Below are 23,925 nucleotides of genomic sequence, written 5' to 3'. Positions count from 1 at the left end.
TGTCATTAACTTAATGTATTTAAAGATAAAATTGCTTTTAACTAATTTATTATGAATATTCCAAATACACTTATCTATACACGTGAACACCTCTGGATTAAATCCATTGGGGATGCTATTTATGAAATTGGTATTACTGATTTCGCACAAAATCTTTTAGGTGATGTCGTTTTTGTAGAGCTCCCCAAATTACAAAGTCAGATCTTAAGAGATATTGCCTTTGGTACGATTGAGTCAGTCAAAACAGCTTCTGATTTAATAGGGCCGCTCAATGGTGTGATGATGGAAATTAACCCTAATATACAAAAATCTCCAGAGTCAATTAACGACAAGCCCTATGAAACTTGGATTTGTAAAATGTCATCTCAAGATGACATAAATAACAAAGAGCTTTTTTTAGACGCTTCTCAATACTCCGAACTCACTCGCTAATTAAATTTCTTTTGTAACATCAATCAGCTTAATCTCGTAGCCGCGATCACGATAAAACTTTAGACGATCTCTTGCTTTTTTCTTGTCTTCGTCGTCGTTGGACACAATCTCAATAAGCCTCAAGTACCTTGAAAAAGAATGTGGAATATCTGACTTTAAATTAACCATAAAGTCATCACTTAAAGATTTATGTTCCCAATCAATATGAACAGGCGCGCTCTCTTCATTACTTCCTATCATATGCGGTAGGAATGAAGTGACTGCAGCTGAATAAAGAAAGTCGCTTAATAGCTCAGCGCCCTTTAAATCACTTACTGATATATATATTTTTCTTTTTCGAAAAATTTCTTTTTCTAAGATTTCGTGAATTTTATTAAATTTATTTTCTACATTAAAATAAAAATCTATATAGGTCATGAAAGTTTAATATATTTTATTTAAAATATATTGTGTTAATAATCCAACCGGCCTTCCCGTGGCTCCTTTAGCTTTTCCGGATTTCCATGCAGTTCCTGCAATATCCAAATGAGCCCATTTATATTTTTTTGCAAATCTAGACAAGAAGCAAGCCGCAGTAATACTACCTCCTGCTCTTCCGCCAATATTAGCCATATCTGCAAAGTTGCTATCGAGTTGTGATTGATAGTCTTCCCACAACGGCATACGCCATACACGATCCATAGATATTTGACCTGCTGACTCAAGATCTTTAGCTAACTTATCGTCATTGCTATACAAGGCTGAAGCGTGATGCCCAAGAGCAATTACACATGCCCCTGTGAGAGTTGCAATATCAATTACGACCTCTGGATTAAATCTCTCTGCGTAAGTTAATGCATCGCATAAGATTAATCTTCCTTCAGCGTCAGTATTTAATACTTCAATTGTTTGGCCTGACATACTGGTTAAAATATCTCCGGGTTTCACAGCTAATCCATCAGGTAAATTCTCACATGTTGGAATTATTCCAATGACATTCATGGGGAGATTTAATAGGCCAATCGTCTCAAAGGTACCGAGGACGCTAGCCGCTCCGCACATATCGTATTTCATTTCATCCATATCACCTGCAGGTTTAATTGATATGCCACCTGCATCGAACGTAATGCCCTTGCCTACCAAAATAATGGGTTTTTGTGTTTTTTTACCTTTATTATGCTGAAGTATAATAAATTTTGGGGGCTGTCTGCTGCCCTTAGCTACACCAAGGAAAGAACCCATTTTTAATTTTTCAATTTGTTTTTGATCTAAAACATCAATCTTCATGCCATGCTCTTTTCCAATTTCTTGAGCTTTTTTGCCCAAATAAGTGGGTGTACATATGTTAGGTGGGAGATTGCCAAGCGTTTTTGTAAGCTCAATCCCTTTTGCTAATGCAAAGGATTTCTTTAGCGCTGCCTCAGCGACTTTTTGATTTTTCTTATCTACATTCACAAGAAAATCAAAAGTTTTTTTAGTTTTTTTATTGATTGTTTTGAGCTCAGCGAATTCATAACTCGCGTCCATAACTTCGTTTATAAAGTGCTCAATATTCCAAGCAATATCACTTTCTATAACTGGAGCAATTTGTATATAAGATGAAATTGTTTTAACGTCCATTTTCTTAAGTGCATAAATCATAGCTCTTACTGCGGCACAGTATTTTTTCCCATCTAGCTCTTTTTCTTTACCTAGGCCTATTAAAAGTATTTTTGGGATCTTTATTCCAGGTACATTATATAAAATAAGAGAAGAGCCAGCTTTACCACTCATATCACCATGTTTCAAAATAGAAGCAATATAGTTAATCGTAGATATGCTTAAAATTGGTTTGTCATATGCAACCTTAAGTGAGTCGTAAACTCCGAGAACTAATACATCTGATCGTTGTTTCTCCGGGTGATCTGTTTTTATGCTAAATTTCATATATATTCCTTAAATATTCTCGAATTTTAAAAACGGGAAAAATCAATGCTATTTAGAAGCTCGTTAAAAAAAGAACTGCTTGTTAATTCAGTTACGGCACTTTTGGTACTTATGAGTATAGTAATGGCCCAAAGAATTACATTTTATCTCAGATATGCAGCTAAGGGTGCTATCCCGAATGATTCAATCATGACAATTCTGGGGCTTAATCTTATCAAATATTCCCCCCTTCTTTTGTCTTTGTCTATTTTCTTAGCAGTACTTCTTGCGCTTTCTCGATGGTATCGTGACCAAGAAATGATTATCTGGCTTAGCTCTGGCTTAAGTCTCGCAAAGATTATTAAACCAATTGCTTCTTTTGCTTTGCCGGCAATATTCATGGTGGCATTTCTTTCACTTTTTTTAAACCCTTGGGCGGTCAGAACTGCCGATCAATTTAAGAACCAATTAAAAAGTCGCGATGAATTGTCAAGGCTTAATCCAGGGACGTTTAAAGAATCAAAAAGTTTAGATCGAGTATTTTATATTGAAAGCTTTGATGAATTAGGAAGTTCTGTAAAAAATATTTTTGTACAAACAAAGCACAATAATAAATTAGGCGTGGTGATTGCTAGCAATGGTCATCGAGAAATTTCAAGCAAAGGTGATAACTATATTATTTTACAAAAAGGCCGAAGGTACGAGGGCATTCCAAATACAAAAGAGTTTTCTACTACTGAATTTGATCAATATGGCATATTGACTGCCCAACAACCTGTTGAGCCTTATATAGAAAGTATTGATAGTAAAAAACTTTCTGATGTAATTAAATCTAATACTCTAGGGGACCGATTAGAACTTCAGTGGAGGATTGCATCTCCCATTTCATGCATTCTATTAGTTTTCTTAGCTATTCCCTTAAGCTTTACCAATCCTCGGGCAGGAAGATCTCTTAATATTATTTTTGCTGTGTTAATTTTTATTATCTACAATAATCTTTTAGCTATCATGAATACATTCATCACCCTTAAAAAAGTAAGTGTAACAATTGGTTTTTGGCCAATTCATCTTATTTTTCTATTTGTAGCCATTTATTTTACTTATAGACGGTCAATCAATCAGCCGTTATTTAACTTAAAAAGTATCTTAAATACAAAATGAAAATTTTGTATCGATATCTTAATTTAGAGTTTGTTTTGCCAATTTTCGGGATCATGATTGGGCTTATAGGTATATTATCTTTTTTTGATTTCATTCAAGAAATGAATGATTTAGGCAAGGGAACGTATAGCTTACTTAGTATTTTTAGTTATGTTGTTTTTAGTATCCCAGGGCATGTTTATGAAATCGTCCCTATCGCAGTCCTTATTGGATCTATGTATGCTATCGGGCAGCTTTCTGAAAATTCTGAATTAACTGTTATACGTTCAAGCGGATACTCGATAAAGCACATAGCACTTACACTCGTATTTACCGGATTATTTTTTACTTTATTTACATTTGCGGTGGGAGATCTCGTGACTCCTTTTACAGAAAAAAAAGCGCAAGAAATAAAAATTACAGCCAAAGAGTCTATTGTGACTCAAGAATTTAGATCTGGTTTATGGATTAAAGATAGCAATAGCTTTATTAATGTTGAGCATGTTTTGCCAGATACAAGCTTATCAAATATACATATATATGAATTCGATAATAATTTTCACCTAAGAACAATTACAAACGCTAAAAAAGGTAACTTTAAAGAATCTGAGTGGAAGCTTGAGGATGTTGATCAAACAATTTTTAGTCAAGATAAGATTTCTACGAATTCGCTCAAAAGTGCAAATTGGAAATCACTTATAAAACCTGAAATGATGAATGTTCTGCTTATCTCTCCAGAAAAAATGTCATCAATGGGCCTTATACATTTTATTAAATATCTGAAAAATAATAGACAAAAAGTTACTAGATATGAAATAGCTTTATGGGAAAAATTAATTTATCCACTAGCATCTATTGCAATGGTATTGTTTGCAATTCCATTCGGATTTTTTCAAGAACGCTCTGGCGGTAAAAATGTAAAGATATTTCTAGGCATTCTTTTTGGTATTTTCTACCAGATCATGAATTCAGGATTCAGGCATATTGGACTTCTTAACGACTGGCACCCTCTATCTTGTGCTGTAATACCTACGCTTATCTTTTTTTCAATCGGTGTGATGATGATTTATAAAACCGAACATCAATAAAGTGATTATTCAAAATTTGATCATGAAGATATAAATGTTTCTTATTTGTAAGTGCCCATATGAAGGCTATGCCTCCCATAAGCGCTCCAAAGGTTGCATAAATATAACGCTTCCATGCTAATTTATTACTTAGGGCTCCGTGCCTAGAAATTATTTTTAATTTCCATGCTCTCATTGCCAGAGTCTGTCCTGATTTGGTCCAGCAATAAGTTAAATAAAATCCTGAGATAAGCCATAAATAAATCTGAAATATTAGCCTGCGATATGCACCGAAAAAATCATCAAAGAAATATATAAAAATAAATCCTGCCACCATCCATATGGGTACTAGAGCGAATAATTCATATATTAAAGAACCATAAACTCGAATGAGCGGCGGATTATCTTTTTTCACAAATAAAAAACTAAATCAATCAATGAAGTGCAAAATATAGGTAGATAAAATAAAAGATGCCATTTATGCCTAAATGCCAAACTTTTATATTAGATTTGTGAATCAGAGTTCTGATCCACAAAGAAGAAAGTAGCGTTATAAAGATACATAAATAAACTTCTTTTCTTGGCTCCCACGGCGTTAAAAGTATGCCAATTGCAGGAAGGAGTGTTCCTTGAAATACCATCGCGCCAGTTATATTTCCAAATGCAAGTGTATCTTTACCTTTGCGAATCCAAAAAATACTATTCACTTTTTCAGGAAGCTCTGTCGCTATTGGAATAATTAACATCGATAAAATAAGTGCAGAAATTCCCAATATAGATGAAGTCTCTTCAATGCCAGAAATAAATCCTTTTGCACCAAATATCAGAAGAGCTAAGCCAATAAGTAATTGAATAGAAATAATCAAATAATTATTTGGCAAACCAATTCTTTCCATAAACATAGGATTCGATGCTTCAGTTGAGTGGCCTTCACTCACAAGTTTTTTTGATGCTCGAATAGTCATTAAAATATATATAAAATATGAAAAAACCATTAAAAATGCTATTAACCCTCTAGCGAGTTCGGACGTATGAGGAATAAATAAAGCTATTCCAGCGAAGATAAATGAGAATATAAAAAAATCTAAATCCCTAATCAACCCTGTTTTTTCAGGTTTTAGATGTCCTCCAAGTCCTCTATGGCCAATTACAGAAATAGCCATAATAAACATTGTTAAAGTAGAGAGCATCAGAGGGGCGCCTAAAATTGCTCCTACCCCAACATCGTGATTAGTCTTGGCGTCTCCATGAGAAGACAAAAGTGCTAATAGAGGAACTAACGTTTCTGGAAGCGCTGTTCCTATAGCTGCAAAAATTGATCCTGTGACGCCCTCCGAAATTTTTAATTTTTCCCCTAAATGCTCAAGTGCATTGGTAAATATCTCAGCTGCGACTAGAATAACTAATAACATTAAAAATAATTGTAAGAAAATCATTTCATTCCTTTAATTTTAAATACTACTTAAATTAACAATGCTTTCATCTCTATTGATAAACGATGCAGGATTTGCAAAACAAGCAGAGATTATATTATCGCCTAACTTTGATAATAGGCCGAATAAGTCTAATATTAATTTGATTGTAATTCATAACATTAGTCTCCCACCCGGAATTTATGGGGGCAATAATATCATTGATTTATTTACAAATAAACTTAACCCTGACGGTCACGAATACTTTAAATCTATCTCAGGCCTAAAAGTATCATCTCATTTCTTGATTAGGAGAGATGGTGTGCTCATTCAATTTGTGTCATGTTTAGATCGCGCGTGGCATGCAGGTGATTCGACTTGGAATCATGTTAATAATTGCAATGATTTTTCGATTGGGATTGAACTGGAAGGTAGCGACTATGATAGTTTTGAATCTAAGCAGTACAAATGCCTAGAAAAACTCATTCAAAGCATAGTCAAACAATACCCGATTGAATCTATTGTGGGACACTCTGATATCTCGCCATCACGAAAAACAGATCCAGGGCCTTACTTTGACTGGAAAAAAATAGAACTTTACACTGAAAAATTAAAGTATAAACGTTAATTTTTTAATCAATACGCTCTAATACTGCCGCAAAAAATCCATCTGTTTTCTGATTATGCGGAGTCAGCTCCAAAAAAATACCTGTAGAAAGAGGTATTTGATTTTTTATCAAAATATCATTAACTGAAATTATTTTAAAATTTTTATTCTTCTCTAAAAAACTTTCAATAATAAGCGCATTTTCTCTTTTTAAAAGGCTGCATGTGGAATAAATTAATCGGCCTTCTTTTTTTACTAGTTTTTTAGCTTCATCTAGAATGGCTAGCTGTTTCAAGTTAAGCTCGTCTAAGTCTTGAATAGAATTTTTCCATTTTAAATCTGGATTTCTTCTAAATGTTCCAGTGCCACTGCAAGGAACGTCAGCAAGCACTCGATCAAATTTTCCATGTAATTTTTTTAACTTTGCGTCTTTTTCATTTTTAATTTTTTGTGCAAATAAGTTAGATAATCCAGATTTTTTCAGTCGCTTACCTAAATTAATAATTCTTTTTTCAGAAATATCATAAGCATATATACGTCCCGTATTTTTCATAATGGCACCTATTGCCAAACTCTTGCCTCCTGCGCCAGCACAAAAATCTGCAACCATCATTCCTCTTTTTGCATCTACCAGGAAACTTAGTATTTGACTACTTTCATCTTGTACTTCAATCTTTCCTTCTAAAAATAATTTATTGCGACTTAGTGACGTTCCCCGAGCAATTCTGATCCCCGATGGTGAATAAGTCATAACCTCAATATCGGCTATTTCTTTTGCAAGCTGATCAACTAGGTCATCTCGACTTATTTTTATTGTATTAACTCTCATATCTAATTTAGCTGGCTCAAGGAAACTTCTTCCTAGATCTATTGCTTCTTCTAAGCCATACTGTTCAACCAATAAATCCCAAAGCCAATCTGGCAAGCTTAATTTCTCAGGCCAGGTATAGTTCTCAGTGTTTCTTGATTTTAGTGATTTAGCCCACTCAATTTCATCTTTACTGAGCCCGTGCTCTAGTTCACGAATACTTCTACCTTCAGTTTTGATTAGCCAAGCAATCACCAGCTTTTTATAATTACTATCGTCTTCATTTATTTTCTTTAAAAATCTGAGCCGCCTGATGATACCGCAGATACATTCAGCGATTTCTCCCCTATCTTTTTGGCCAAGTTCACCATGTTCCCTATAATAATTACTCAATTTCATATCTGCAGGGCCATGAAAATCTAATATTTCACCCAAAATATTTGCACAGTGCTGTACCAAATTGAGATTTAACATATTTATAAACCTAAACTTTCAATTTCTATTTTTTTAGCGGATTGATCTAAGATACTTCCATCTTTTTCTGTTTTTCTTATCTTTATCGGAATAAATCTATAATCTTTTGCAAGCCATAGATCAATTCTTTCTTCGTTAGTGTAATTAAATTTTGCTATATGCATAGTTTCTATCTTATCAATGTCAGTTTCGATAATTTCATCTCCAATATAAGCATAATCATATGGCTTATAAGATTTACCATTTGTAATGAACAGTTTCATTTTTGTTAAAGGGGGTTCAAACATGAATTGATACATGAAACTCAACATATCTTGCGAAGCTTCTAGCATTTCAAACTCATTTGTTTTTCCATTCGTTGTTGTAATTATTTTTTTAGATTCCCAATCAAATACTGCAGCATTATCTATTTTGCTTCCAAATTGATAATGATAATTAAGGGGCTTCAAGCCCTCTGAAGTGACAAACCCATCGCTCGTTTGTACTAATTTATTCCAATAAAAAAGAGATACAAACCCCTTTGCCTCAACTTCATTCCTGATGCTGTAGCGATTATCCTGATCTAGTAAATAAATTGTTTTTGCAGCGCCAATAGCTGAGCCATCGATGCTTCTTCTTACATGATAATCAATAATCACTTTTTTATATTGAATTTCTTTTTTTTCCTCTCCATTTGAAATTTGAGTTACATCATTGCCTTGAAGGTTATGATCTAAATCATTTTCTTTGCCTCCCTCTTTTTTTATCGAACTATTATCTAGTTCCTTATTTTTCTTAATGCTCTTTTTAGGGGGAGATGATTTCTTTTGAGCTACTTCTGATTGATCATTTTTTAAAGGGCTTTCAAGATGACTTTCAATAACGATATTTAGACTATCCGACTCTTTTAAAAAGAATGGGTTGTATATATCGATACCGCCTAATAAAAAAAGATGAATTAAAATTGAAACAAAAATAGCTGACAAAAATTTTACATGATTACTTTTCAGTAATTTTTTAATACGATTAAAGTCCATTGAGATCTATATTTGCCTGGACCAAATTTTGCTCTAATGTTGAGCCATTTTTTTCCTGGTAGCGAATACGAATAGGCAGCTTATAAAGCTTATTGTTCAACCATATTTGAGTTTCTGGCTTACCATCTTTTTCGGCGATACTTTGAATTGAGGTGGTCTCAAAATTTACGTTACCTAATGAAAGTTCGACTTTTTTGTCCACAACCCTGAATTGGTATTTTTTATATTTTTTACCAGTAGCTGCTACAAACTCAATCATAGGTTCGTCAAAATTTTCATAATTAAATTGATATAAATAACTAATCAAATCTTGTGTTTTATTTCCTATATTTTCTTTCGTTTCACTACCTTTATAGCGAGTTATTAATATTTGATTATCCCAATCAAAATCTACGGTTGCATTTTTACTCGCATTACTTCCTTGATGGACTTCAAAGCGTTTCGGCTTTAAACCTTCAAATGAAATCTTACCTTCACTTATCAATACGCGATCTCCAAATAGAGCGTAAAGACCAATCCCTTTTGTAATGCTCTCTATATGATAGTGACCTGTCTCATCAATCATAAATTTTTCAATGACTGTGCCGAGTGACTCCCCGTTTTGGGTGAGTTCGTATTTCAACTCTAAAATATTGGGGAATTCTTTTGAGAAAGCTATCGTACCAAATAAGCACAGAAAAACTGCTAGCCACTTTTTGAATGGCAATAATCTGCTCATGTTTAAATTAAATCACCATAGTAGGATGTTCATTAGCTTCACGTTTTCTAATGATGCCTATTTCGTAAACAGTCTCTTGTGACTCTTCTAAGATTTCCTTTGCACGAGCTACATCTTTTTGGTCAAGAATAATAGCCATACCTATTCCACAATTAAATGTGCGATAAAGTTCTGCACTAGAAATATTTCCTTTATCTTGTAGCCATTGAAAAAGTTTTGGCAGTGGCCAGCTTGATGATTGAATTTCCGCTATTAAATCTTCCCCTAAAATCCGTGGGATATTTTCTGTAATGCCTCCGCCCGTGATATGGGCCATACCTTTAATCTTGATTGTCTCTTTAAGCTTAAGAATAGATTTGACATAGAGTTTAGTGGGTTCCATTACAATATCTCTTAATGTTTTTCCATCAAAAGGCGATGAAAAATCAACCTTTTCATTACTAATAATTTTCCTAATCAGTGAATATCCGTTTGAATGAGCTCCGCTAGATGCAAGGGCAATAACTGCATCGCCAGATCTAATTGTTTTGCCATCAATAATTTCACTTTTTTCTACAACGCCTACTGCAAAACCAGCTAAATCATACTCGCCTTCAGGGTACATGCCTGGCATTTCTGCTGTTTCTCCACCCACAAGCGCACATCCAGACTGAGCACAGCCTTCTGCAATACCTTTAATAACCTGCGATGCTGTTTCTACGTCAAGTTTGCCACATGCAAAATAATCAAGAAAAAATAAAGGTTCAGCGCCTTGCACTAATATATCGTTAACACTCATGGCAACTAAATCAATCCCAACTGTGTCATGTTTGTTTAGTTCGAATGCCAATTTAAGTTTTGTGCCTACCCCATCTGTACCGGAAACTAGGACAGGCTCTTTATATTTTTTAGGTACTTCAAACAAGGACCCAAAACCTCCAATACCCCCCAAAACCTCGGCTCGCATAGTTTTTTTTGCAAATGGCTTGATTCTTTCAACAAGCGCATCCCCCGCCTCAATATCTACCCCTGCATCTCTATAAGTGATGGATTGATTATCTTTTCTTGTATCATCTTTATTCAAAAGATTAGCTCTCTTTCATTAAACTTTTGGGTTAGTCGTTATAATTGAAATTTTAACCGAAATATATTTTAAAGATGTGCATAATTAAGGCTATCTTTACCTAAATAAGCTTTCTCATAGACATGAAACAGATGCTATTAGCTCTATCTCCTACCCCAAAACAATCTTTTGAAAATTTTGTGGTTGGTCAAAATATCGAAGTGATTCACACCTTAAAGCAAATCATCTCTCATAAACTGCCTATTCAATTCATTTATCTTTGGGGTAACGAAGGTTCGGGCAAATCTCATTTGGCTCATATTGCGTCTGATCACGGATTTGTGATTCATGATGATGTTCATTTGCTTGATGACTCAGGTCAAATTGAATTATTCAACACATATAATCGATGCAAAGAATCTCATCAGAACATGTTGGTGTCAGGGCTTTATTCACCGCTCCAGATGAAATTAAGAGATGATTTAGCAACTAGGCTTGCTTGGGGAGTAACTTATGAAGTGATAGCTCTTTCAGATGAAGAAAAAAAGTTAGCACTTCTAAGGCACGCTGATGAAAGGGGTATAAAACTTAACGCGGATATTATTGACTATTGCTTAAGGTATCTAAAAAGAGATATGCCAAATTTATTTTCTATTTTAGAAGATTTAGATAAATGGTCTTTAAGTTACAAAAGGCCTATTACTCTTCCGCTACTTAAAGAAATTATTGCAGCCAATAAGATATAAACTTATTGGCGAATCAAGTAATCAAAAGCTCCTAAGGAAGCTTTAGCGCCCTCGCTCATTGCAATAATAATCTGTTTATAAGGCACGGTAGTGGCATCCCCAGCTGCGAAAAGTCCTTTCAATGAAGATTGCCCATGACTATCAATAATAATTTCTCCAAACTTAGAGAGATCTACAGTATTTTTTACAAAGTCAGTATTTGGCAAAAGTCCAATTTGAATAAAAATGCCTTCAAGTGGAATCGTTTTCTTTTCGTTTGTTTTTCGATCAAGATAAATCATGCTATTCACTTTATCAGTGCCAAGGACTTCCAAGGTTTGTGCATTTAATATGACATCTACATTTGACAAGCTATAGAGTCTCTTTTGTAAGATATCGTCAGCTTTGAGTTCTGGGGCAAATTCAAAAAGCGTGACATGCCCTACGATATTTGCAAGATCAATAGTAGCCTCAACGCCAGAGTTTCCTCCACCTATGACTGCAACGTGTTTACCTTTAAATAAAGGTCCATCGCAATGTGGGCAATAAGCTACACCCTTACCTTTAAATTCTTTTTCGCCAGGAACATTTAATTCCCTCCATCTTGCACCTGTTGCAACAATCACTGATTTGCTTTTAAGCTGTCCACCATTTTCTAGCTCGACTTCAAATAAAGCATTTTCATCATTTTTTTGAATACTCTTTGCACGCTGTAAATTCATAATATCAACATCGTATTCCTTCACGTGTTCTTCAAGAGCTGTTACTAATTTTGGCCCTTCTGTAGCTTTGACTGAAATAAAATTTTCTATGCCTAAAGTATCCATCACTTGCCCACCAAAACGCTCGGACACGATTCCTGTTCGAAGGCCTTTTCGTGCACTATATACAGCAGCTGAAGCTCCAGCTGGACCACCGCCAACAATTAAAATATCGTATGTCTCTTTTTTGGAAATTTTCTCAGCTTCTTTTAAGCTAGCACTTGAGTCGATCTTATTTACAATTTCATCAAGCTCCATTCTTCCTTGACCAAAAGGCTTACCATTAAGAAAGATAGTAGGTACAGCCATAATTTGTTTATCTTCTACTTCCTTCTGAAATAATGCGCCATCTATCATGACGTGCGAAATGTGTGAATTAATAATAGACATTGCATTCAGCGCCTGAACAACATCAGGACAATTATGGCAACTCAACGAAATATAAGTTTCAAAATGAAACTTGCCTTGAATATTTTTAATTTGCTCTATTTTTTCAGCGTCTATCTTTATTGGATGTCCGCCTGCCTGAAGCAAAGCCAACACAAATGACGTAAATTCATGTCCCGAGGGAATGCCTGCGAAAGTTATACCCGTAAGATCTGTTTCTCGATTGACTTCAAAAGAGGGAATTCTTTTAGAAACATCTGTTTCTTTATTTAAAGTTATTTTTTCTGACAAAGAAGCAACTTCATCTAACATCTCGAGCATTTCTTGAGATGAAGCTGTCTCGTCAAGATTTGCCAGAAGCTTAATCGGATTGACAAGCCTAGCCATGTAATCTTTTAATTGATTTTTAATTGTTATATCGAGAGCCATTTACTTCCCTAAGATGTTTATGAAATCCCAGGCCCTTATGGCCTGGGTTTCATTTTTTTGTGATTAGATCTTGCCTACGAGATCTAGTGATGGAGCTATTGTTTTAGCACCCTCTTGCCATTTAGCCGGACATACTTGGCCTGGATTATTAGCTACATATTGTGCGGCTTTAAGCTTACGTAATGTTTCTTTGACATCACGAGCTATCGCATTGTCATGCACTTCCATGGTTTTAATTTCACCCTTTGGATTGATAATAAAAGTACCACGTAAGGCAAGGCCTTCTTCATCAATATGTACTTCGAATGCACGTGTTAATTGATGTGTAGGATCTCCAACTAATGGAAATTTTGACTTACCAACTGCTGGTGAAGTTTCGTGCCAAACTTTATGCGAAAAATGAGTGTCAGTCGTCACGATATAGACTTCTGCACCTACTTTTTGAAATTCTGCATAATGATCAGCAGCATCTTCAACTTCTGTTGGACAATTAAATGTAAATGCAGCTGGCATAAAAATTACAACTGACCATTTGCCTTTAAGATTTGCTTCTGTAACATCAACAAACTTACCATTGTGAAATGCTGTTGCTTTGAACGGTTTTACTTCAGTATTAACTAACGAAGACATCGTCTTCTCCTTCTTTGGTTGGTTGAAAAATGATGATTATAGGTAGGTCTATTTAATATGTAAAATCAATTGTTATTATAACTATAATTTATAATACTTATCACAGCAAATAATATATTTAAGATTTAAAGAAGAAAGGAAATATGATTTTATTTTTTATCTTTGGTGTCTTCGAAGCTACTCTCAAATTTAAGTTGTTTTAAGCGCGACTCCACAATCGATTTTTGATAAAAATTACCGTCTTTAGATTTAGCGGCGAAGTCCATTTGCTCTATTGCTCTCGGTAAATTAAATTTACGATAGTAAGCCTCGGATTGAGCTTGATATTGAAGCAATTCTTTCCCTTCTTTTGCATAAGCTTTCGAAAGTAATTCATAGAAATAGCTATCTTCAGGATAAGTATTTAACTTTTCGTTAATAAGTCTGATAGATTTTTCAGTTTCATTGGTCATTAGATAATGTTCTGCTAGTCCATAAATTAAAGCTCTATAGTTAGGGTATATATTTAGCGCTTTTAAATAATGATTTAATGCTTGGGTTGGTTGATTCGTGGAAACTTCTAATTTACATGCAAGCGTTTCAATCAGTGCATTTTTTTTAGAGTTCATTTTTAGCCACTCGACTTCTTGCCGAGCCCTTACAAAGTCACTTTTTCTCATATAAGCAATTGCCAGCCCATATCGCTCAGCAGCCTCATTCATATAACGCTTATCTTTAATGCTTCCTTCAAAGGTATCTACCGCTGATTGAGGGGTGCCATTTGTAGCTCTCAATTTTGATTTGATAAATATAAAATCAGGGTTATCAGGTATTTGCCTATACCGACTTTCTTTGACTCTGTTTGAAATGTCGCTTATACGATCAGTTGTAATAGGATGAGTTCTTAAGAAGCTAGGTGCCGCTCCTTCTGAAAAACGAGAGCCTCTTTGGAGAGTATTAAAGAATGAAACCATTGATCGACCATCAAAACCCGCGTCAGTCAAAATTTGAAAACCTACCCGGTCTGCTTCTTTTTCATGCTCTCTTGTATAGTCCAATTGTTTTTGCACTCCCATGGCTGAGGCAGCAGTCATTGTTCCAGCTGACAACTGAGGATTGGCTCTTGCGACAAGAAGAGCTAAAGCAATACCTAATACAGTTTTAATTGAATCATTCTTTTGTTGGGCAATCATTCTTGGCAAATGTCTTTGTGTCACGTGAGCAATTTCATGGCCCAACACACTAGCAACCTCTGATTCACTATTTGAAGCCAAAATTAAGCCTGTATGAACGCCAACTACCCCTCCAAGCATTGCAAAAGCATTAATTGAAGATTCATTAACTACAAAAAAATTAAACTGTTGTCTTTTGTTGGGGCTATATGCGACTAATCTATCGCCCAAATTTTTCAGATAATCAATCACCTCAATATCTTGAACAATTTCAGGGCTAACTGCCACTTCCTTTAAAATTGCTTTGGCAATAGCCTGCTCTTCTTTAGCAGATATAATGAGCTGAGATGCGTCACCCAGATCAGGCAATTCATTGGCAAAAACGGACAGGCAACAAAAAAAACTAGCTAATAATGTAATTTTAAATTTCATCATTGGTATGATACCTAGATTAATAATCACTTACATCTATGTTTGAGAAGATAAACTAATTAAATTTATGAAAAAACTAACTCATATTAATCAAAAAGGTAATGCGCAACTTGTAGATATTACTGACAAAGCAATTACCCATCGAAAAGCAATAGCCGAAGGCACAATTCAACTAAACAAAGACACTTTAAAGCTCATTCAAGCTAATTTGATTAAAAAAGGTGATGTTTTAAACACTGCGAAAATTGCAGGAATTCAAGCTGCAAAAAAAACTTGGGGGCTCATTCCGCTTTGTCATTCAATCAACCTTACAAAAATTGATATTGAATTTAAGATTGATAAAAAAAATAATACGATTGTGTGTCAATCTTCCTGTGAATGTCTTGCACAAACAGGACTTGAAATGGAAGCCCTTTCAGCCGTTAGCATTGCCCTCCTCACCATTTATGATATGGTGAAAGCAGTAGACCGTTCGATGGTAATCTCAAATATCCACTTGGTGGAAAAGTCTGGGGGACGCTCTGGGCTTTACAAAAGAGAGGTTAAGGCAAAACTTAAGAAGGTAGTTAAAACGAAGAAATAATAGCGCTGTCCTTTTTCTGTCCTTTTTGGAGAGAGAAAATGGCGAGTTTTAGATTAAGAAATAATAGATGGCAAGCAAGAGTTCAACGTAATGGTCAGAAAGACTTAGCAAAGTCCTTCCTCAATAAACCAGATGCTGAGAAGTGGGCAAGAAGTATTGAAATAGAAATAGATCGCGGAAGTTATATCAACACAAGCTATGCACAAAAGACTTTATTCAAAGATTTAATCCAACAGTACCTTAAAGAAGTAACACCAACCCTTAGAGGCGCGCCTGAAGATACTTACAGATTAAGAAAGATGATGAGAAACCCTATAGCTGAACTTAATCTTACTGAGCTAACCCCAAATAGAATTGCTAACTACCGAGACGAGAGACTTAAAGAAATAAAACCCAACACGGTCATTAGAGAACTGGCATATATATCCAGCATGATTAACCACGCGCGACGTGAATGGGGGCTAGGTATTATTAATCCTGTAGCACAAATTAGAAAACCATCTCAGCCTAAAGGTCGTGAAAGAGTTTTAAACGATGCAGAGATGAGTCGCATGCTACACGAATTAGAAAAAATAAATCCCTTCTTGAAACCGCTTTGTGAATTCGCTCTCGAAACTGCTATGAGACGAGGCGAGTTAATGTCACTACTTTGGATGAATATTAACTTTGAGAAATCTGTGGCATTTTTACCGCTCACGAAAAATGGTGATTCACGATACGTTCCACTTTCAACAAAGGCTATTAAGACTCTCAAATTACTCCCAAGAGATATTGAAGGGCGAGTCTTTCCTCTTAATAAAGGAACAGTTTCAATCTTTTTTTTAAGGGCGGCTAGGAGAGCGAAAGTAGATGATGTTCACTTCCATGATCTCAGACATATGGCTCTCACAAAGCTGTCTGTCAAATTCACTAATATCTTGGAGCTAGCATCAATAAGTGGTCATAAAGAATTAAAGATGCTTCAAAGATATGTTCATATTAAAGCTGAGGATCTCGTAATAAAAATGGGGTAGTATAAAAAGACTATGCCAAGAAAAAAAATACCGCCTAAACCAATAGAAATTATTCATTGTGAAGACTTTGATATTGAAATAATGGAAGATGATTGGAATATCAAAGGTCACGGATCTAATAAAGTTAAAGAATTTAGATTTCATGTAAACAAAATGGTTTTAAGGATGATCGATGACTTTGTAGACCATAACTACAATCTAAAGCCTCTAATGACAAACAAAAATGATTATTTAGATAATGCTACTGCTTTTGCAAGAAAAGCTGATAAGTACGGTCTCGGCTTTCATCTTGAGGACGATCAGCAACTAAGAAAATATTATTATCCAGTTGTTAAATTAGAAATCGAAAAGAATATCCGAATTAAATCTGGCGCAACTCCACCTCCAAAATCTTTCCCACTTCAAAAACTTTTAGAGTATTTCAAATCTTCTAAATAGGTACGTACTGCTACCAATTTAAGTTTCTCAGACTCCTAATATAACCATAACAACAACGTTATGGAGATTTATATGGAAGATCTAAGAATTTTAAAGCTTAAAGAAGTTTGTTCTATTGTTGGACTTAAACCCTCAACGATTTACAAGCTTATGTCTAGTGGCGACTTCCCCAAGCAAGTTAAACTTACAGCAAAGTCAGTTGGCTGGGCAAATAATGAAATCAATCATTGGATCTCATTAAAGATAGGAAATACTAATGTACCTCACTAAATATAAAGGTTTAGGTACTAAAGGTACCCCAATTAATATCAACTGGTCTCAGTTTGCTAATAGTAACCTTCAAATTGTAAGCGAAAAAACTCGAGCAACATCAACAGGATTTTATCAACTCAGAGAGCCCTACGAAAGAAAAGATATTAATGTCATAACAATGCACTGTGTAAAATACGATCTTGACCACACAACATTAACATTTGATCAATTAGTTGAGAGTCTTTCACCTTATGAAGCATTAATCACTACGACATATTCACACAATCCTGAAAATGGACAAAATAAATATAGAGTCATTATCAATACCGACAGGGATGTTAACCCTGATGAATATCAAAGCTTGTTTAATGGCTTCATAAAGAAAAATCTATTTCTATTAGGTCAGGTTGATACAGCTGTTAAAGATAAGAGCAGATTATTCTTGGATTGGTCTTGCCCACCTGATCGTCAACAGTTTGCTCGAAAAGAAGTCATTAACGGTCAACCAATTATAGTTGATGAAATTCTAGAGTTTGATAAAAAAAATCAGCTTCACAGTGATCAAAGAAATCAATTAGGTAATGTTAGCTTTAAAGATTTGTTAAAAGGTGGAATAACACAAGGTGGATCAAAAGGTCTTGGTAGAAATGATGCGCTAACAAAGTTCCTAGGGCATTTACTTCACAATAAATTCAATCCCACTGAAGCAAGAGAAATGTGCATAGCTTGGAATCAATCAAATATCCCGCCGATGCCTGATGATGAAGTTGAAAGAACTATTAATAGTATTTTAAATAAACATCAATCTGAATCGCCCCAAATAAAAGAAGAAAAAAGATACCAGTTATTATCTGTATCAGACATTCAAAAACTACCTAAGATTGATTGGCTTGTAAAAGACGTTCTTCCTGCACAAGGTCTAGCATGTATCTATGGTCCATCAGGTTCAAGTAAGTCATTCCTCGCTTTAGATCTTTCATTGTCAATTGCATGTAAAACTGAGTGGTTTGGTTTAAAAATAAAGTGTGTCCCAGTTATATATATTGTGCTCGAGGGGCTACAAGGTTTTATCAAGCGAGTAAATGCTTGGGTATTACAAAATAAAATTCGCCCAAAAAGATTTTTTCTAATTCGTGACGACATTAACTTATTTAACTTTGCTGATGTAAGTGACTTAGTTGCAAGTCTTCAAGAAGCTAACTTTGTTAACGGCTTAATAGTTATAGACACTTTAAATCAAGCTAGTCCGGGTGTTGATGAAAACTCAGTCAAAGAGATTAGCCAAGTTTTAAATCATCTCAAATTTATTCAGCGAGAAACAAACTCCTTAACCTTAATTGTCCACCATAGTGGCAAGGATGTTAATCGTGGCTTAAGAGGGTCTAGTAGTATCCGAGCTGCCTTAGATACGTCCATTGAGGTTTCTAGTGAAAGTTATACCCAAAAAGAATGGCGTATAGAAAAGAGTAAGGACTCGGCAGACGGTCAGACATACAAGTATTCACTTAAAGAAATCACCTTAGGTCAGGATGAAGATCAATCTCCTATTACATCTTGCGTAGTTACGCCTGGTGAAAAGGTTTTATTCAGCAAGCCTAAACCAACTGGTAAGAATCAAAAGATTGCGCATTCAAAGGTTGAGCTTTTATTAATCTTATCCCCTATCTCTGGTAAATGTTTCCAAATGCCAGATACAAAAATGATTGAAGTAGAAGATGCAGTGGAAGAGATATCTAAAGCTTTTACCACGACAGAACAAAGTAAACGAAGAAACCAGGCTAGAACAGCTTTGCAATCTTTGATTTCTAATGGATTTATTCATACAGGATCAGAAGATGGGAAGGATTATTTATGGACTAGCTAATATCAAGAAAGTCAAAAACAGGCAAATCGTGAGTTTTGTGACTACGGTCACACTCAATAATATCAATCAACCCTATAGGGGTTGATATTGTTGACACTAAATAAATATTTAAAAGGAGATTTGTATGAAGAACTTGTGTGAGCAAGCATTTAAAGATGGCTTAAAAGAAAGAGAAAAACACCCATTATTTAATGGTATTTATAAATTAGAAAATTTAAGGGATTGGTGGGAAATCGGAATTGATTCTGTGGAGAAAATAAAAGATTACAAAAGAGGCATGGGGGATCCATATTCTTTCAATTCCCCTTGTATATCACACGAGATACCAAGTTTTCTTAAAGGGCTGCCAGAGAAATTAGCATACGATTTTGGATACTACGTTTACCCCGCGGTCAAAGCTCTAAAAGGAGACGGAATAGATGTAGAGGTAAGATCTTAAGTATAGCTAAAGTTTACTAACCAAAACCTTAGAAATTTTATAAATATTTTTTTGATTTACCTTTTTATTTTTGCATGGCGGGTGTTTTCTAAATTGAAGGTAGTCATTTAAGAAGATCCCAGAGTAAGTGTGTTGGCGGAGAGGCTCATTTAAAAATGGGTTGGGGTACCCCATGGGTGGGGTCTTCAGGTTCTAGCACCCATCAGAAAGCCGCTTTGTGGTAATCTAAGTCTTGTCCTTCTATGGTCCTTTTGGTCCTTCAGCTTGGGCATCAATTTAATCACACAGGAAAAAGACAGAACAAGCTGAATTCTTTGATATGACTAGCTTTCCATGGAAGCCCTTTCTGCAGTCAGTATCGCCCTCCTCACCATTTATGACATGGTGAAAGCAGTAGACCGTACGATGGCTATTTCAAATATCCACTTAGTGGAAAAGTCTGGGGGACGTTCTGGTCTTTATAAGCGAGAGGTTAAAGTTAAACCTAAGAAAGCGGTTCAAATGAAGAAATAGAAGTTTTGCTCCAAAGAAGTGATTATTTTTAAAATCTAAACATTAATTCATTTCTTCTAAGAAATGGCAGGGTCCAAGGTGGGTTATAGCGAGCTAGTATTGCAGGGCCCTTTGGCTCTAAGTTTCTTTTTTTCATTTCTTCATTAAGCAAACTTAACATCTCCGCATATTTTTTTTCTCGCACCAAACCAGAGAATGTAATAACTGCAAATTTTTCTGCGGGTACTTCAGCAATTTTAACTTCTGGATTATTTGGGATAGGAAGAGTCTCTTTTGTAAATTGCTTTGGCATATTAAAACTAACATACCAACCTCTCTCAGTTTCTTCAGAAATAACTGGCGCTGTCATTTCTATCTTCTCGGAAGCATCCCGAGTAATTACCGGGGCTGTCATATCAATTTTTTTTGATCCTTCATTTGTTTTATTATTTCCAAAAATAAAATCAGCAAGCAAACGAAATCCTTTGCTTGATGCTGTATCGAATGTCCCTGTAACTAGAACTTGAGCAATTAATTTAGGCTGGTACTCTCTAACCTCAAATGCATCTTTTTTTTCAATGCTGATATATTCTGGTTCTTCAATCGCCATAGTATTAAAGCTTGTGATTAATAAAAGTAAAAATGTAAAAATATTTAACCGCATTATGCTTATCCATTTAAAGTTATTAAATCACTAATTATTCTTGCTGCTTTTGGAGCCATCGTCAATCCATATCGATAGTGGCCTACATTTAAGTACACATTATTGTATTTATGATGCTTTTCTATCATAGGCACATTGCCATCCGAGCCTGGCCTCAGACCACTCCATTGATTTTCAATTTTGTAATTTTTTAAAATAGGCAGTAAAGATTCCGCTTTCTGTTGGAGAGAATTTCTAGCCTCTTCTGTAATGCCCTTATCAAAACCAACGTCTTCTTTCGTGCTCCCTGCAAGTACAACACCATCTTGCCTTTGCACCAAATAAAAATCATCCTTATAAAGAATGTATGGCAACTTTTCTTTAATGGCAGGATATTGAATAAGCTGCCCTCTAATAGGTCTAATTTTTGGCATCTCAATTTCATTTAAAACATTCGAGCTCCATGCCCCTGAGGCTACAACATAATAATCCGCTTCCAAATTGATGCTATTTTCTATTTGAAGATGGTGAACAAAGTTATTTGAATCAGAAATGGGGCTAACTTTTTGATTCTCCATTATGACGACATTATTTTTAATTAAGTATATTTTTAAGGCTTTTAATAAGCGAGGATTTCTAATTTGGGCAACATGCGGCAAAAGCAAGCATGATGTTTTTTCTATTTGAATTTGTTTAATTTCAATAGAATTTGTGTGACACCAATTCATCGCGAGATTTTTATCATGCTCATCATGTATCAACATTCCTGACTCAATCCATTCAGGGTCAATGCCTGTATCTTTTTTTAGAATTTCAGAAAGTTGATGATAAAAATCAGCACTTCCAAAACAAAGATCATTCACGCTATCTTCGTAATTCCAAGGCAATAAAGGTGAGAGAATTCCAGCCCCAGCCCACGAAGCCTCCTGACCTATAGAATTCTGATCAACTAAAGTGACTTCATATCCTTTTTCAATGAGAAAAAATGAAGTTATACATCCCACGATACCGCCGCCAATGACAGCAACTTTTTTTGTCATACTTTATTTGCCAGTCAGTACGTATTTCTCTAAAGCGTTAAGTTTATTTGCAACACCTAGCACAACAAGAACATCCCCTGAAGATAGAACAATGTCATCTCTCGGCTCTATATCTTCTAACATATTAGGACGTCTCAAGTACTTAAGCTCTACATTAAGCGTGGCAAATGGAATTTGATTAAGTTTCCATGAATGAATATGAGATTCCTTTGTAATTTCAATCGCATGAAGTCTCAGTTGTGGCTCTGTTACTTCAGCTTCTGCATCTGAGATACCGGCAAAATAACCTCTAAACATTTTGTAACGCTCTTCTCTAAAAGACCGGATACGCTTTACGACTCGATTTAAAGGAACACCTAAAACAACTAACGCATGGGAGGCCAGCATTAAACTACCCTCTAAAATTTCTGGGACAACTTCACTGGCTCCTGCATTTCTAATTTCATCCATATGGATATCGTCTCGCGTTCTAACAATGACGGGTATATTCTTGTAAGCTTCTTGAGTTATATGAAGTACTTTCATAGCCCCTCGAAAATCTGCGTAAGTAATAACAAGCGCTTTTGCTGTTTTAATCCCAGCAGCCTCTAAAACGACTCTTCGACTTGCGTCACCATACATAACGTGCTCGCCTCCTGAAGCGGCATCATTTACCCGGCTTGAATCTATATCAATGGCAATAAAAGGAATATTTTCTTCTTTTAGAAAACGCCCTAAATATTGTCCGCTTCTTCCATAGCCACATAAAATTACATGCTCTTTCAAGGTGCGTCCTATAGATTGAATTGCTTGGACTGTATCGTCACTGTTACGGTTATAACTTTTTGATAAATAACGCGCTATACGGCCGTTATACTTGATAATAAAAGGGGCCAATATCATTGAAAATAATGATGCAGCCAAAATAATTTGAAATGCGTGAGCTCCTATAACATGCTCTTCTCTAGCAAGGGCTAAAATCACAAAACTAAACTCCCCTGCTTGTGCCAAAATAAGGCCTGTTCTAATACCCACCCCGATCTCATAATTAAATAATCGTGTAAGAAACGTAATCACAACAGCTTTAAATAAAATAAAGCCTAAGGTAATTAAAATCACATAGCCAATATTCGAAGCTATTTGGTGAAGGTTAAGTAACATCCCGATACTAATAAAGAAAAGGCCTAATAAAATATCTCTAAAAGCCGCAATATCTGATTCAACCTGATAGCGATAGCGGGTTTCAGAAATGAGCATGCCGGCTAAAAATGCTCCAATACCATAAGACAATCCAGCCATTTTTGTGGCGAAAGAAAATAGAAGTGTGATCATCAACACATTCATGATGAATAATTCACGCGACCTTTGGTTCGCTACAACAGCAAACCAAGAATTCATTAAAGGCCTACCAAATTTAAAAAGGATAGAAAATAAAAAAATAGCCTTTAAAAGTGACATCAAAAATATACCGCCAATATCGCTTGATGACGCGCCAAGTGCTGGAATCAATATTAAAATGGGTATAACGGCTATATCTTGAAAGAGCAGAATACCAATGGCTAATCGGCCATGTCTTGAATTTAAATCAACACGCTCCATTAGAATCTTAGAAACTATAGCTGTTGATGACATAGTAAATGCGCTGCCAATGACAAAAGCTGAAGTTAAATGAAGTCCAAACCACCACGCAAGACTAATTGAAGCAAATAAAGTAATAAGTACCTGTGCACCACCTAAACCAAAAAGGATGTTTCTCATCGAATAAAGTTTAGGCAGGCTAAACTCAAGTCCAATACTGAACATTAGAAATACAATACCGAATTCAGCAAAATGCCGACTCGACTCTGAATCAGGAAGCACCCCAATCAAATGAGGTCCTAAAATTATACCTACGACAAAATAGGCAATCATTGCGGGCAATTTCAAGTATCGGAATAGCCCAACTAATAGAACTGAGCTTACTAACAAAATAAGAACTAAGGGTAGGGAGTCAAACATTCATTTATCCAAGATTAATCAATAATTTTTAGGCTTAAAGCATTTATAAACCCTTTTACACGAGTATCC

At 35.2% G+C, this 23,925-nt stretch carries 25 protein-coding genes and 1 pseudogene; 12 read left to right on the top strand and 14 right to left on the bottom strand.

The window, feature by feature from the left end:
* Window positions 1-51: 51 nt before the first annotated feature.
* Window positions 52-432, top strand: coding sequence for a glycine cleavage system protein GcvH (gene gcvH, locus BN1208_RS00795; RefSeq protein ID WP_046486830.1), 381 nt, complete (start codon window positions 52-54; stop codon window positions 430-432).
* Here gcvH and BN1208_RS00790 read toward each other — a convergent pair whose 3' ends face one another.
* Both BN1208_RS00790 and BN1208_RS00785 read right to left on the bottom strand, forming a co-directional pair.
* Window positions 433-849: a DNA polymerase III subunit chi gene (locus BN1208_RS00790; RefSeq protein WP_046486827.1), complete on the bottom strand. Its 417-nt coding sequence runs from the start codon at window positions 847-849 to the stop codon at window positions 433-435.
* 6 nt (window positions 850-855) lie between these two features.
* Window positions 856-2,337 carry a leucyl aminopeptidase gene (locus BN1208_RS00785; RefSeq protein ID WP_046486824.1) on the bottom strand — a complete coding sequence of 494 codons (1,482 nt, stop codon included), beginning with the start codon at window positions 2,335-2,337 and terminating at the stop codon, window positions 856-858.
* Between the two features lie 45 nt (window positions 2,338-2,382).
* Between BN1208_RS00785 and lptF the strand changes: the two genes are divergently transcribed.
* Together lptF and lptG are read left to right on the top strand one after the other, a co-directional pair.
* Window positions 2,383-3,477 (top strand): LPS export ABC transporter permease LptF, encoded by a 1,095-nt coding sequence (gene lptF / locus BN1208_RS00780; protein WP_046486822.1) that lies wholly within the window; start codon window positions 2,383-2,385, stop codon window positions 3,475-3,477.
* Window positions 3,474-4,544: an LPS export ABC transporter permease LptG gene (lptG, locus tag BN1208_RS00775; RefSeq protein ID WP_046486819.1), complete on the top strand. Its 1,071-nt coding sequence runs from the start codon at window positions 3,474-3,476 to the stop codon at window positions 4,542-4,544. Before lptF ends, lptG begins: the two co-directional genes overlap by 4 nt.
* Here lptG and BN1208_RS00770 read toward each other — a convergent pair.
* Both BN1208_RS00770 and BN1208_RS00765 read right to left on the bottom strand, forming a co-directional pair.
* Window positions 4,492-4,938: an RDD family protein gene (locus tag BN1208_RS00770; protein WP_046486815.1), complete on the bottom strand. Its 447-nt coding sequence runs from the start codon at window positions 4,936-4,938 to the stop codon at window positions 4,492-4,494. The two genes, lptG and BN1208_RS00770, sit on opposite strands and share 53 nt — an antisense overlap.
* A gap of 19 nt (window positions 4,939-4,957) precedes the next feature.
* A complete protein-coding gene (locus BN1208_RS00765) occupies window positions 4,958-5,959 on the bottom strand; it encodes a sodium:calcium antiporter (protein WP_046486814.1) in 1,002 nt (333 codons plus the stop codon).
* A gap of 37 nt (window positions 5,960-5,996) precedes the next feature.
* On the opposite strand from BN1208_RS00765, the gene ampD reads away from it, so the two are divergent.
* Window positions 5,997-6,563, top strand: a complete 567-nt coding sequence (gene ampD, locus BN1208_RS00760; protein ID WP_046486812.1) for a 1,6-anhydro-N-acetylmuramyl-L-alanine amidase AmpD — start codon at window positions 5,997-5,999, stop codon at window positions 6,561-6,563.
* A 4-nt stretch (window positions 6,564-6,567) separates the two neighbouring features.
* On the opposite strand, the gene BN1208_RS00755 is transcribed toward ampD, so the two are convergent.
* From BN1208_RS00755 to purM, 4 genes are read right to left on the bottom strand one after another with little or no spacing between them, the layout of a single operon-like run.
* Window positions 6,568-7,824 (bottom strand): RsmB/NOP family class I SAM-dependent RNA methyltransferase, encoded by a 1,257-nt coding sequence (locus BN1208_RS00755; protein WP_046486809.1) that lies wholly within the window; start codon window positions 7,822-7,824, stop codon window positions 6,568-6,570.
* 2 nt (window positions 7,825-7,826) lie between these two features.
* Window positions 7,827-8,840: a DUF3108 domain-containing protein gene (locus tag BN1208_RS00750; protein ID WP_046486806.1), complete on the bottom strand. Its 1,014-nt coding sequence runs from the start codon at window positions 8,838-8,840 to the stop codon at window positions 7,827-7,829.
* Window positions 8,830-9,546 (bottom strand): DUF3108 domain-containing protein, encoded by a 717-nt coding sequence (locus tag BN1208_RS00745; RefSeq protein WP_162197750.1) that lies wholly within the window; start codon window positions 9,544-9,546, stop codon window positions 8,830-8,832. The genes BN1208_RS00750 and BN1208_RS00745 overlap by 11 nt, the downstream gene beginning before the upstream one ends.
* Before the next feature lie 19 nt (window positions 9,547-9,565).
* On the bottom strand, window positions 9,566-10,621 hold the full coding sequence (gene purM, locus BN1208_RS00740) for a phosphoribosylformylglycinamidine cyclo-ligase (protein WP_046486801.1): 1,056 nt from the start codon (window positions 10,619-10,621) through the stop codon (window positions 9,566-9,568).
* A 122-nt stretch (window positions 10,622-10,743) separates the two neighbouring features.
* Between purM and BN1208_RS00735 the strand changes: the two genes are divergently transcribed.
* Window positions 10,744-11,346 carry an HdaA/DnaA family protein gene (locus tag BN1208_RS00735; RefSeq protein WP_046486798.1) on the top strand — a complete coding sequence of 201 codons (603 nt, stop codon included), beginning with the start codon at window positions 10,744-10,746 and terminating at the stop codon, window positions 11,344-11,346.
* A gap of 2 nt (window positions 11,347-11,348) precedes the next feature.
* On the opposite strand, the gene ahpF is transcribed toward BN1208_RS00735, so the two are convergent.
* From ahpF to BN1208_RS00720, 3 genes are all read right to left on the bottom strand, one after another.
* On the bottom strand, window positions 11,349-12,902 hold the full coding sequence (gene ahpF, locus BN1208_RS00730) for an alkyl hydroperoxide reductase subunit F (RefSeq protein WP_046486795.1): 1,554 nt from the start codon (window positions 12,900-12,902) through the stop codon (window positions 11,349-11,351).
* A gap of 63 nt (window positions 12,903-12,965) precedes the next feature.
* Window positions 12,966-13,532, bottom strand: coding sequence for an alkyl hydroperoxide reductase subunit C (gene ahpC, locus BN1208_RS00725; RefSeq protein WP_046486793.1), 567 nt, complete (start codon window positions 13,530-13,532; stop codon window positions 12,966-12,968).
* 149 nt (window positions 13,533-13,681) lie between these two features.
* Window positions 13,682-15,118 carry a beta-barrel assembly-enhancing protease gene (locus BN1208_RS00720; protein WP_156157759.1) on the bottom strand — a complete coding sequence of 479 codons (1,437 nt, stop codon included), beginning with the start codon at window positions 15,116-15,118 and terminating at the stop codon, window positions 13,682-13,684.
* 64 nt (window positions 15,119-15,182) lie between these two features.
* Between BN1208_RS00720 and moaC the strand changes: the two genes are divergently transcribed.
* The 7 genes and pseudogenes from moaC to BN1208_RS00685 form a co-directional block, all read left to right on the top strand.
* A complete protein-coding gene (gene moaC / locus BN1208_RS00715; RefSeq protein ID WP_046486787.1) occupies window positions 15,183-15,698 on the top strand; it encodes a cyclic pyranopterin monophosphate synthase MoaC in 516 nt (171 codons plus the stop codon).
* A gap of 38 nt (window positions 15,699-15,736) precedes the next feature.
* Window positions 15,737-16,711: a tyrosine-type recombinase/integrase gene (locus BN1208_RS00710; RefSeq protein ID WP_046486786.1), complete on the top strand. Its 975-nt coding sequence runs from the start codon at window positions 15,737-15,739 to the stop codon at window positions 16,709-16,711.
* Between the two features lie 12 nt (window positions 16,712-16,723).
* Entirely contained in the window at window positions 16,724-17,149 is a 426-nt protein-coding gene (locus BN1208_RS00705; RefSeq protein ID WP_046486784.1) for a hypothetical protein, read from the top strand.
* 72 nt (window positions 17,150-17,221) lie between these two features.
* Window positions 17,222-17,419 (top strand): helix-turn-helix transcriptional regulator, encoded by a 198-nt coding sequence (locus tag BN1208_RS00700; protein WP_046489141.1) that lies wholly within the window; start codon window positions 17,222-17,224, stop codon window positions 17,417-17,419.
* Complete coding sequence (locus BN1208_RS07100; RefSeq protein WP_052734593.1) at window positions 17,406-19,265, top strand: AAA family ATPase; 1,860 nt, start codon at window positions 17,406-17,408, stop codon at window positions 19,263-19,265. The genes BN1208_RS00700 and BN1208_RS07100 overlap by 14 nt, the downstream gene beginning before the upstream one ends.
* Before the next feature lie 124 nt (window positions 19,266-19,389).
* Window positions 19,390-19,704, top strand: a complete 315-nt coding sequence (locus tag BN1208_RS00690; protein WP_046486782.1) for a hypothetical protein — start codon at window positions 19,390-19,392, stop codon at window positions 19,702-19,704.
* A gap of 327 nt (window positions 19,705-20,031) precedes the next feature.
* A pseudogene (locus tag BN1208_RS00685) lies at window positions 20,032-20,217 on the top strand (cyclic pyranopterin monophosphate synthase MoaC); the annotation flags it as partial.
* Between the two features lie 28 nt (window positions 20,218-20,245).
* Here BN1208_RS00685 and BN1208_RS00680 read toward each other — a convergent pair.
* From BN1208_RS00680 to BN1208_RS00670, 3 genes are read right to left on the bottom strand one after another with little or no spacing between them, the layout of a single operon-like run.
* Window positions 20,246-20,806: an SOUL family heme-binding protein gene (locus BN1208_RS00680; protein WP_082092864.1), complete on the bottom strand. Its 561-nt coding sequence runs from the start codon at window positions 20,804-20,806 to the stop codon at window positions 20,246-20,248.
* A 59-nt stretch (window positions 20,807-20,865) separates the two neighbouring features.
* Complete coding sequence (locus BN1208_RS00675) at window positions 20,866-21,879, bottom strand: NAD(P)/FAD-dependent oxidoreductase (RefSeq protein WP_046486775.1); 1,014 nt, start codon at window positions 21,877-21,879, stop codon at window positions 20,866-20,868.
* Window positions 21,880-21,882: 3 nt separating this feature from the next.
* On the bottom strand, window positions 21,883-23,856 hold the full coding sequence (locus BN1208_RS00670; protein WP_046486773.1) for a cation:proton antiporter: 1,974 nt from the start codon (window positions 23,854-23,856) through the stop codon (window positions 21,883-21,885).
* Window positions 23,857-23,925 lie beyond the last annotated feature (69 nt).

The organism is Candidatus Methylopumilus planktonicus, from assembly GCF_000981505.1.
In the GTDB taxonomy this organism is placed as follows: domain Bacteria; phylum Pseudomonadota; class Gammaproteobacteria; order Burkholderiales; family Methylophilaceae; genus Methylopumilus; species Methylopumilus planktonicus.
Note: the sequence above shows the minus strand (reverse complement) of the source record. Positions and strands in the feature narration are given on the sequence as shown.

Bases quoted from the DNA above. Each gene is read 5' to 3' on its own strand.
- BN1208_RS00735 (WP_046486798.1), top strand. From the start codon at position 10,744: ATGAAACAGATGCTATTAGCTCTATCTCCTACCCCAAAACAATCTTTT.
- BN1208_RS00785 (WP_046486824.1), bottom strand. From the start codon at position 2,337: ATGAAATTTAGCATAAAAACAGATCACCCGGAGAAACAACGATCAGAT.
- BN1208_RS00670 (WP_046486773.1), bottom strand. From the start codon at position 23,856: ATGTTTGACTCCCTACCCTTAGTTCTTATTTTGTTAGTAAGCTCAGTT.
- BN1208_RS00680 (WP_082092864.1), bottom strand. From the start codon at position 20,806: ATGGCGATTGAAGAACCAGAATATATCAGCATTGAAAAAAAAGATGCA.
- moaC (WP_046486787.1), top strand. From the start codon at position 15,183: ATGAAAAAACTAACTCATATTAATCAAAAAGGTAATGCGCAACTTGTA.
- ahpC (WP_046486793.1), bottom strand. From the start codon at position 13,532: ATGTCTTCGTTAGTTAATACTGAAGTAAAACCGTTCAAAGCAACAGCA.
- BN1208_RS00710 (WP_046486786.1), top strand. From the start codon at position 15,737: ATGGCGAGTTTTAGATTAAGAAATAATAGATGGCAAGCAAGAGTTCAA.
- lptG (WP_046486819.1), top strand. From the start codon at position 3,474: ATGAAAATTTTGTATCGATATCTTAATTTAGAGTTTGTTTTGCCAATT.
- BN1208_RS00690 (WP_046486782.1), top strand. From the start codon at position 19,390: ATGAAGAACTTGTGTGAGCAAGCATTTAAAGATGGCTTAAAAGAAAGA.
- BN1208_RS00705 (WP_046486784.1), top strand. From the start codon at position 16,724: ATGCCAAGAAAAAAAATACCGCCTAAACCAATAGAAATTATTCATTGT.
- BN1208_RS00765 (WP_046486814.1), bottom strand. From the start codon at position 5,959: ATGATTTTCTTACAATTATTTTTAATGTTATTAGTTATTCTAGTCGCA.
- BN1208_RS00720 (WP_156157759.1), bottom strand. From the start codon at position 15,118: ATGATGAAATTTAAAATTACATTATTAGCTAGTTTTTTTTGTTGCCTG.
- BN1208_RS00700 (WP_046489141.1), top strand. From the start codon at position 17,222: ATGGAAGATCTAAGAATTTTAAAGCTTAAAGAAGTTTGTTCTATTGTT.
- BN1208_RS00755 (WP_046486809.1), bottom strand. From the start codon at position 7,824: ATGTTAAATCTCAATTTGGTACAGCACTGTGCAAATATTTTGGGTGAA.
- gcvH (WP_046486830.1), top strand. From the start codon at position 52: ATGAATATTCCAAATACACTTATCTATACACGTGAACACCTCTGGATT.
- BN1208_RS00750 (WP_046486806.1), bottom strand. From the start codon at position 8,840: ATGGACTTTAATCGTATTAAAAAATTACTGAAAAGTAATCATGTAAAA.
- lptF (WP_046486822.1), top strand. From the start codon at position 2,383: ATGCTATTTAGAAGCTCGTTAAAAAAAGAACTGCTTGTTAATTCAGTT.
- BN1208_RS00675 (WP_046486775.1), bottom strand. From the start codon at position 21,879: ATGACAAAAAAAGTTGCTGTCATTGGCGGCGGTATCGTGGGATGTATA.
- ampD (WP_046486812.1), top strand. From the start codon at position 5,997: ATGCTTTCATCTCTATTGATAAACGATGCAGGATTTGCAAAACAAGCA.
- ahpF (WP_046486795.1), bottom strand. From the start codon at position 12,902: ATGGCTCTCGATATAACAATTAAAAATCAATTAAAAGATTACATGGCT.
- BN1208_RS07100 (WP_052734593.1), top strand. From the start codon at position 17,406: ATGTACCTCACTAAATATAAAGGTTTAGGTACTAAAGGTACCCCAATT.
- BN1208_RS00790 (WP_046486827.1), bottom strand. From the start codon at position 849: ATGACCTATATAGATTTTTATTTTAATGTAGAAAATAAATTTAATAAA.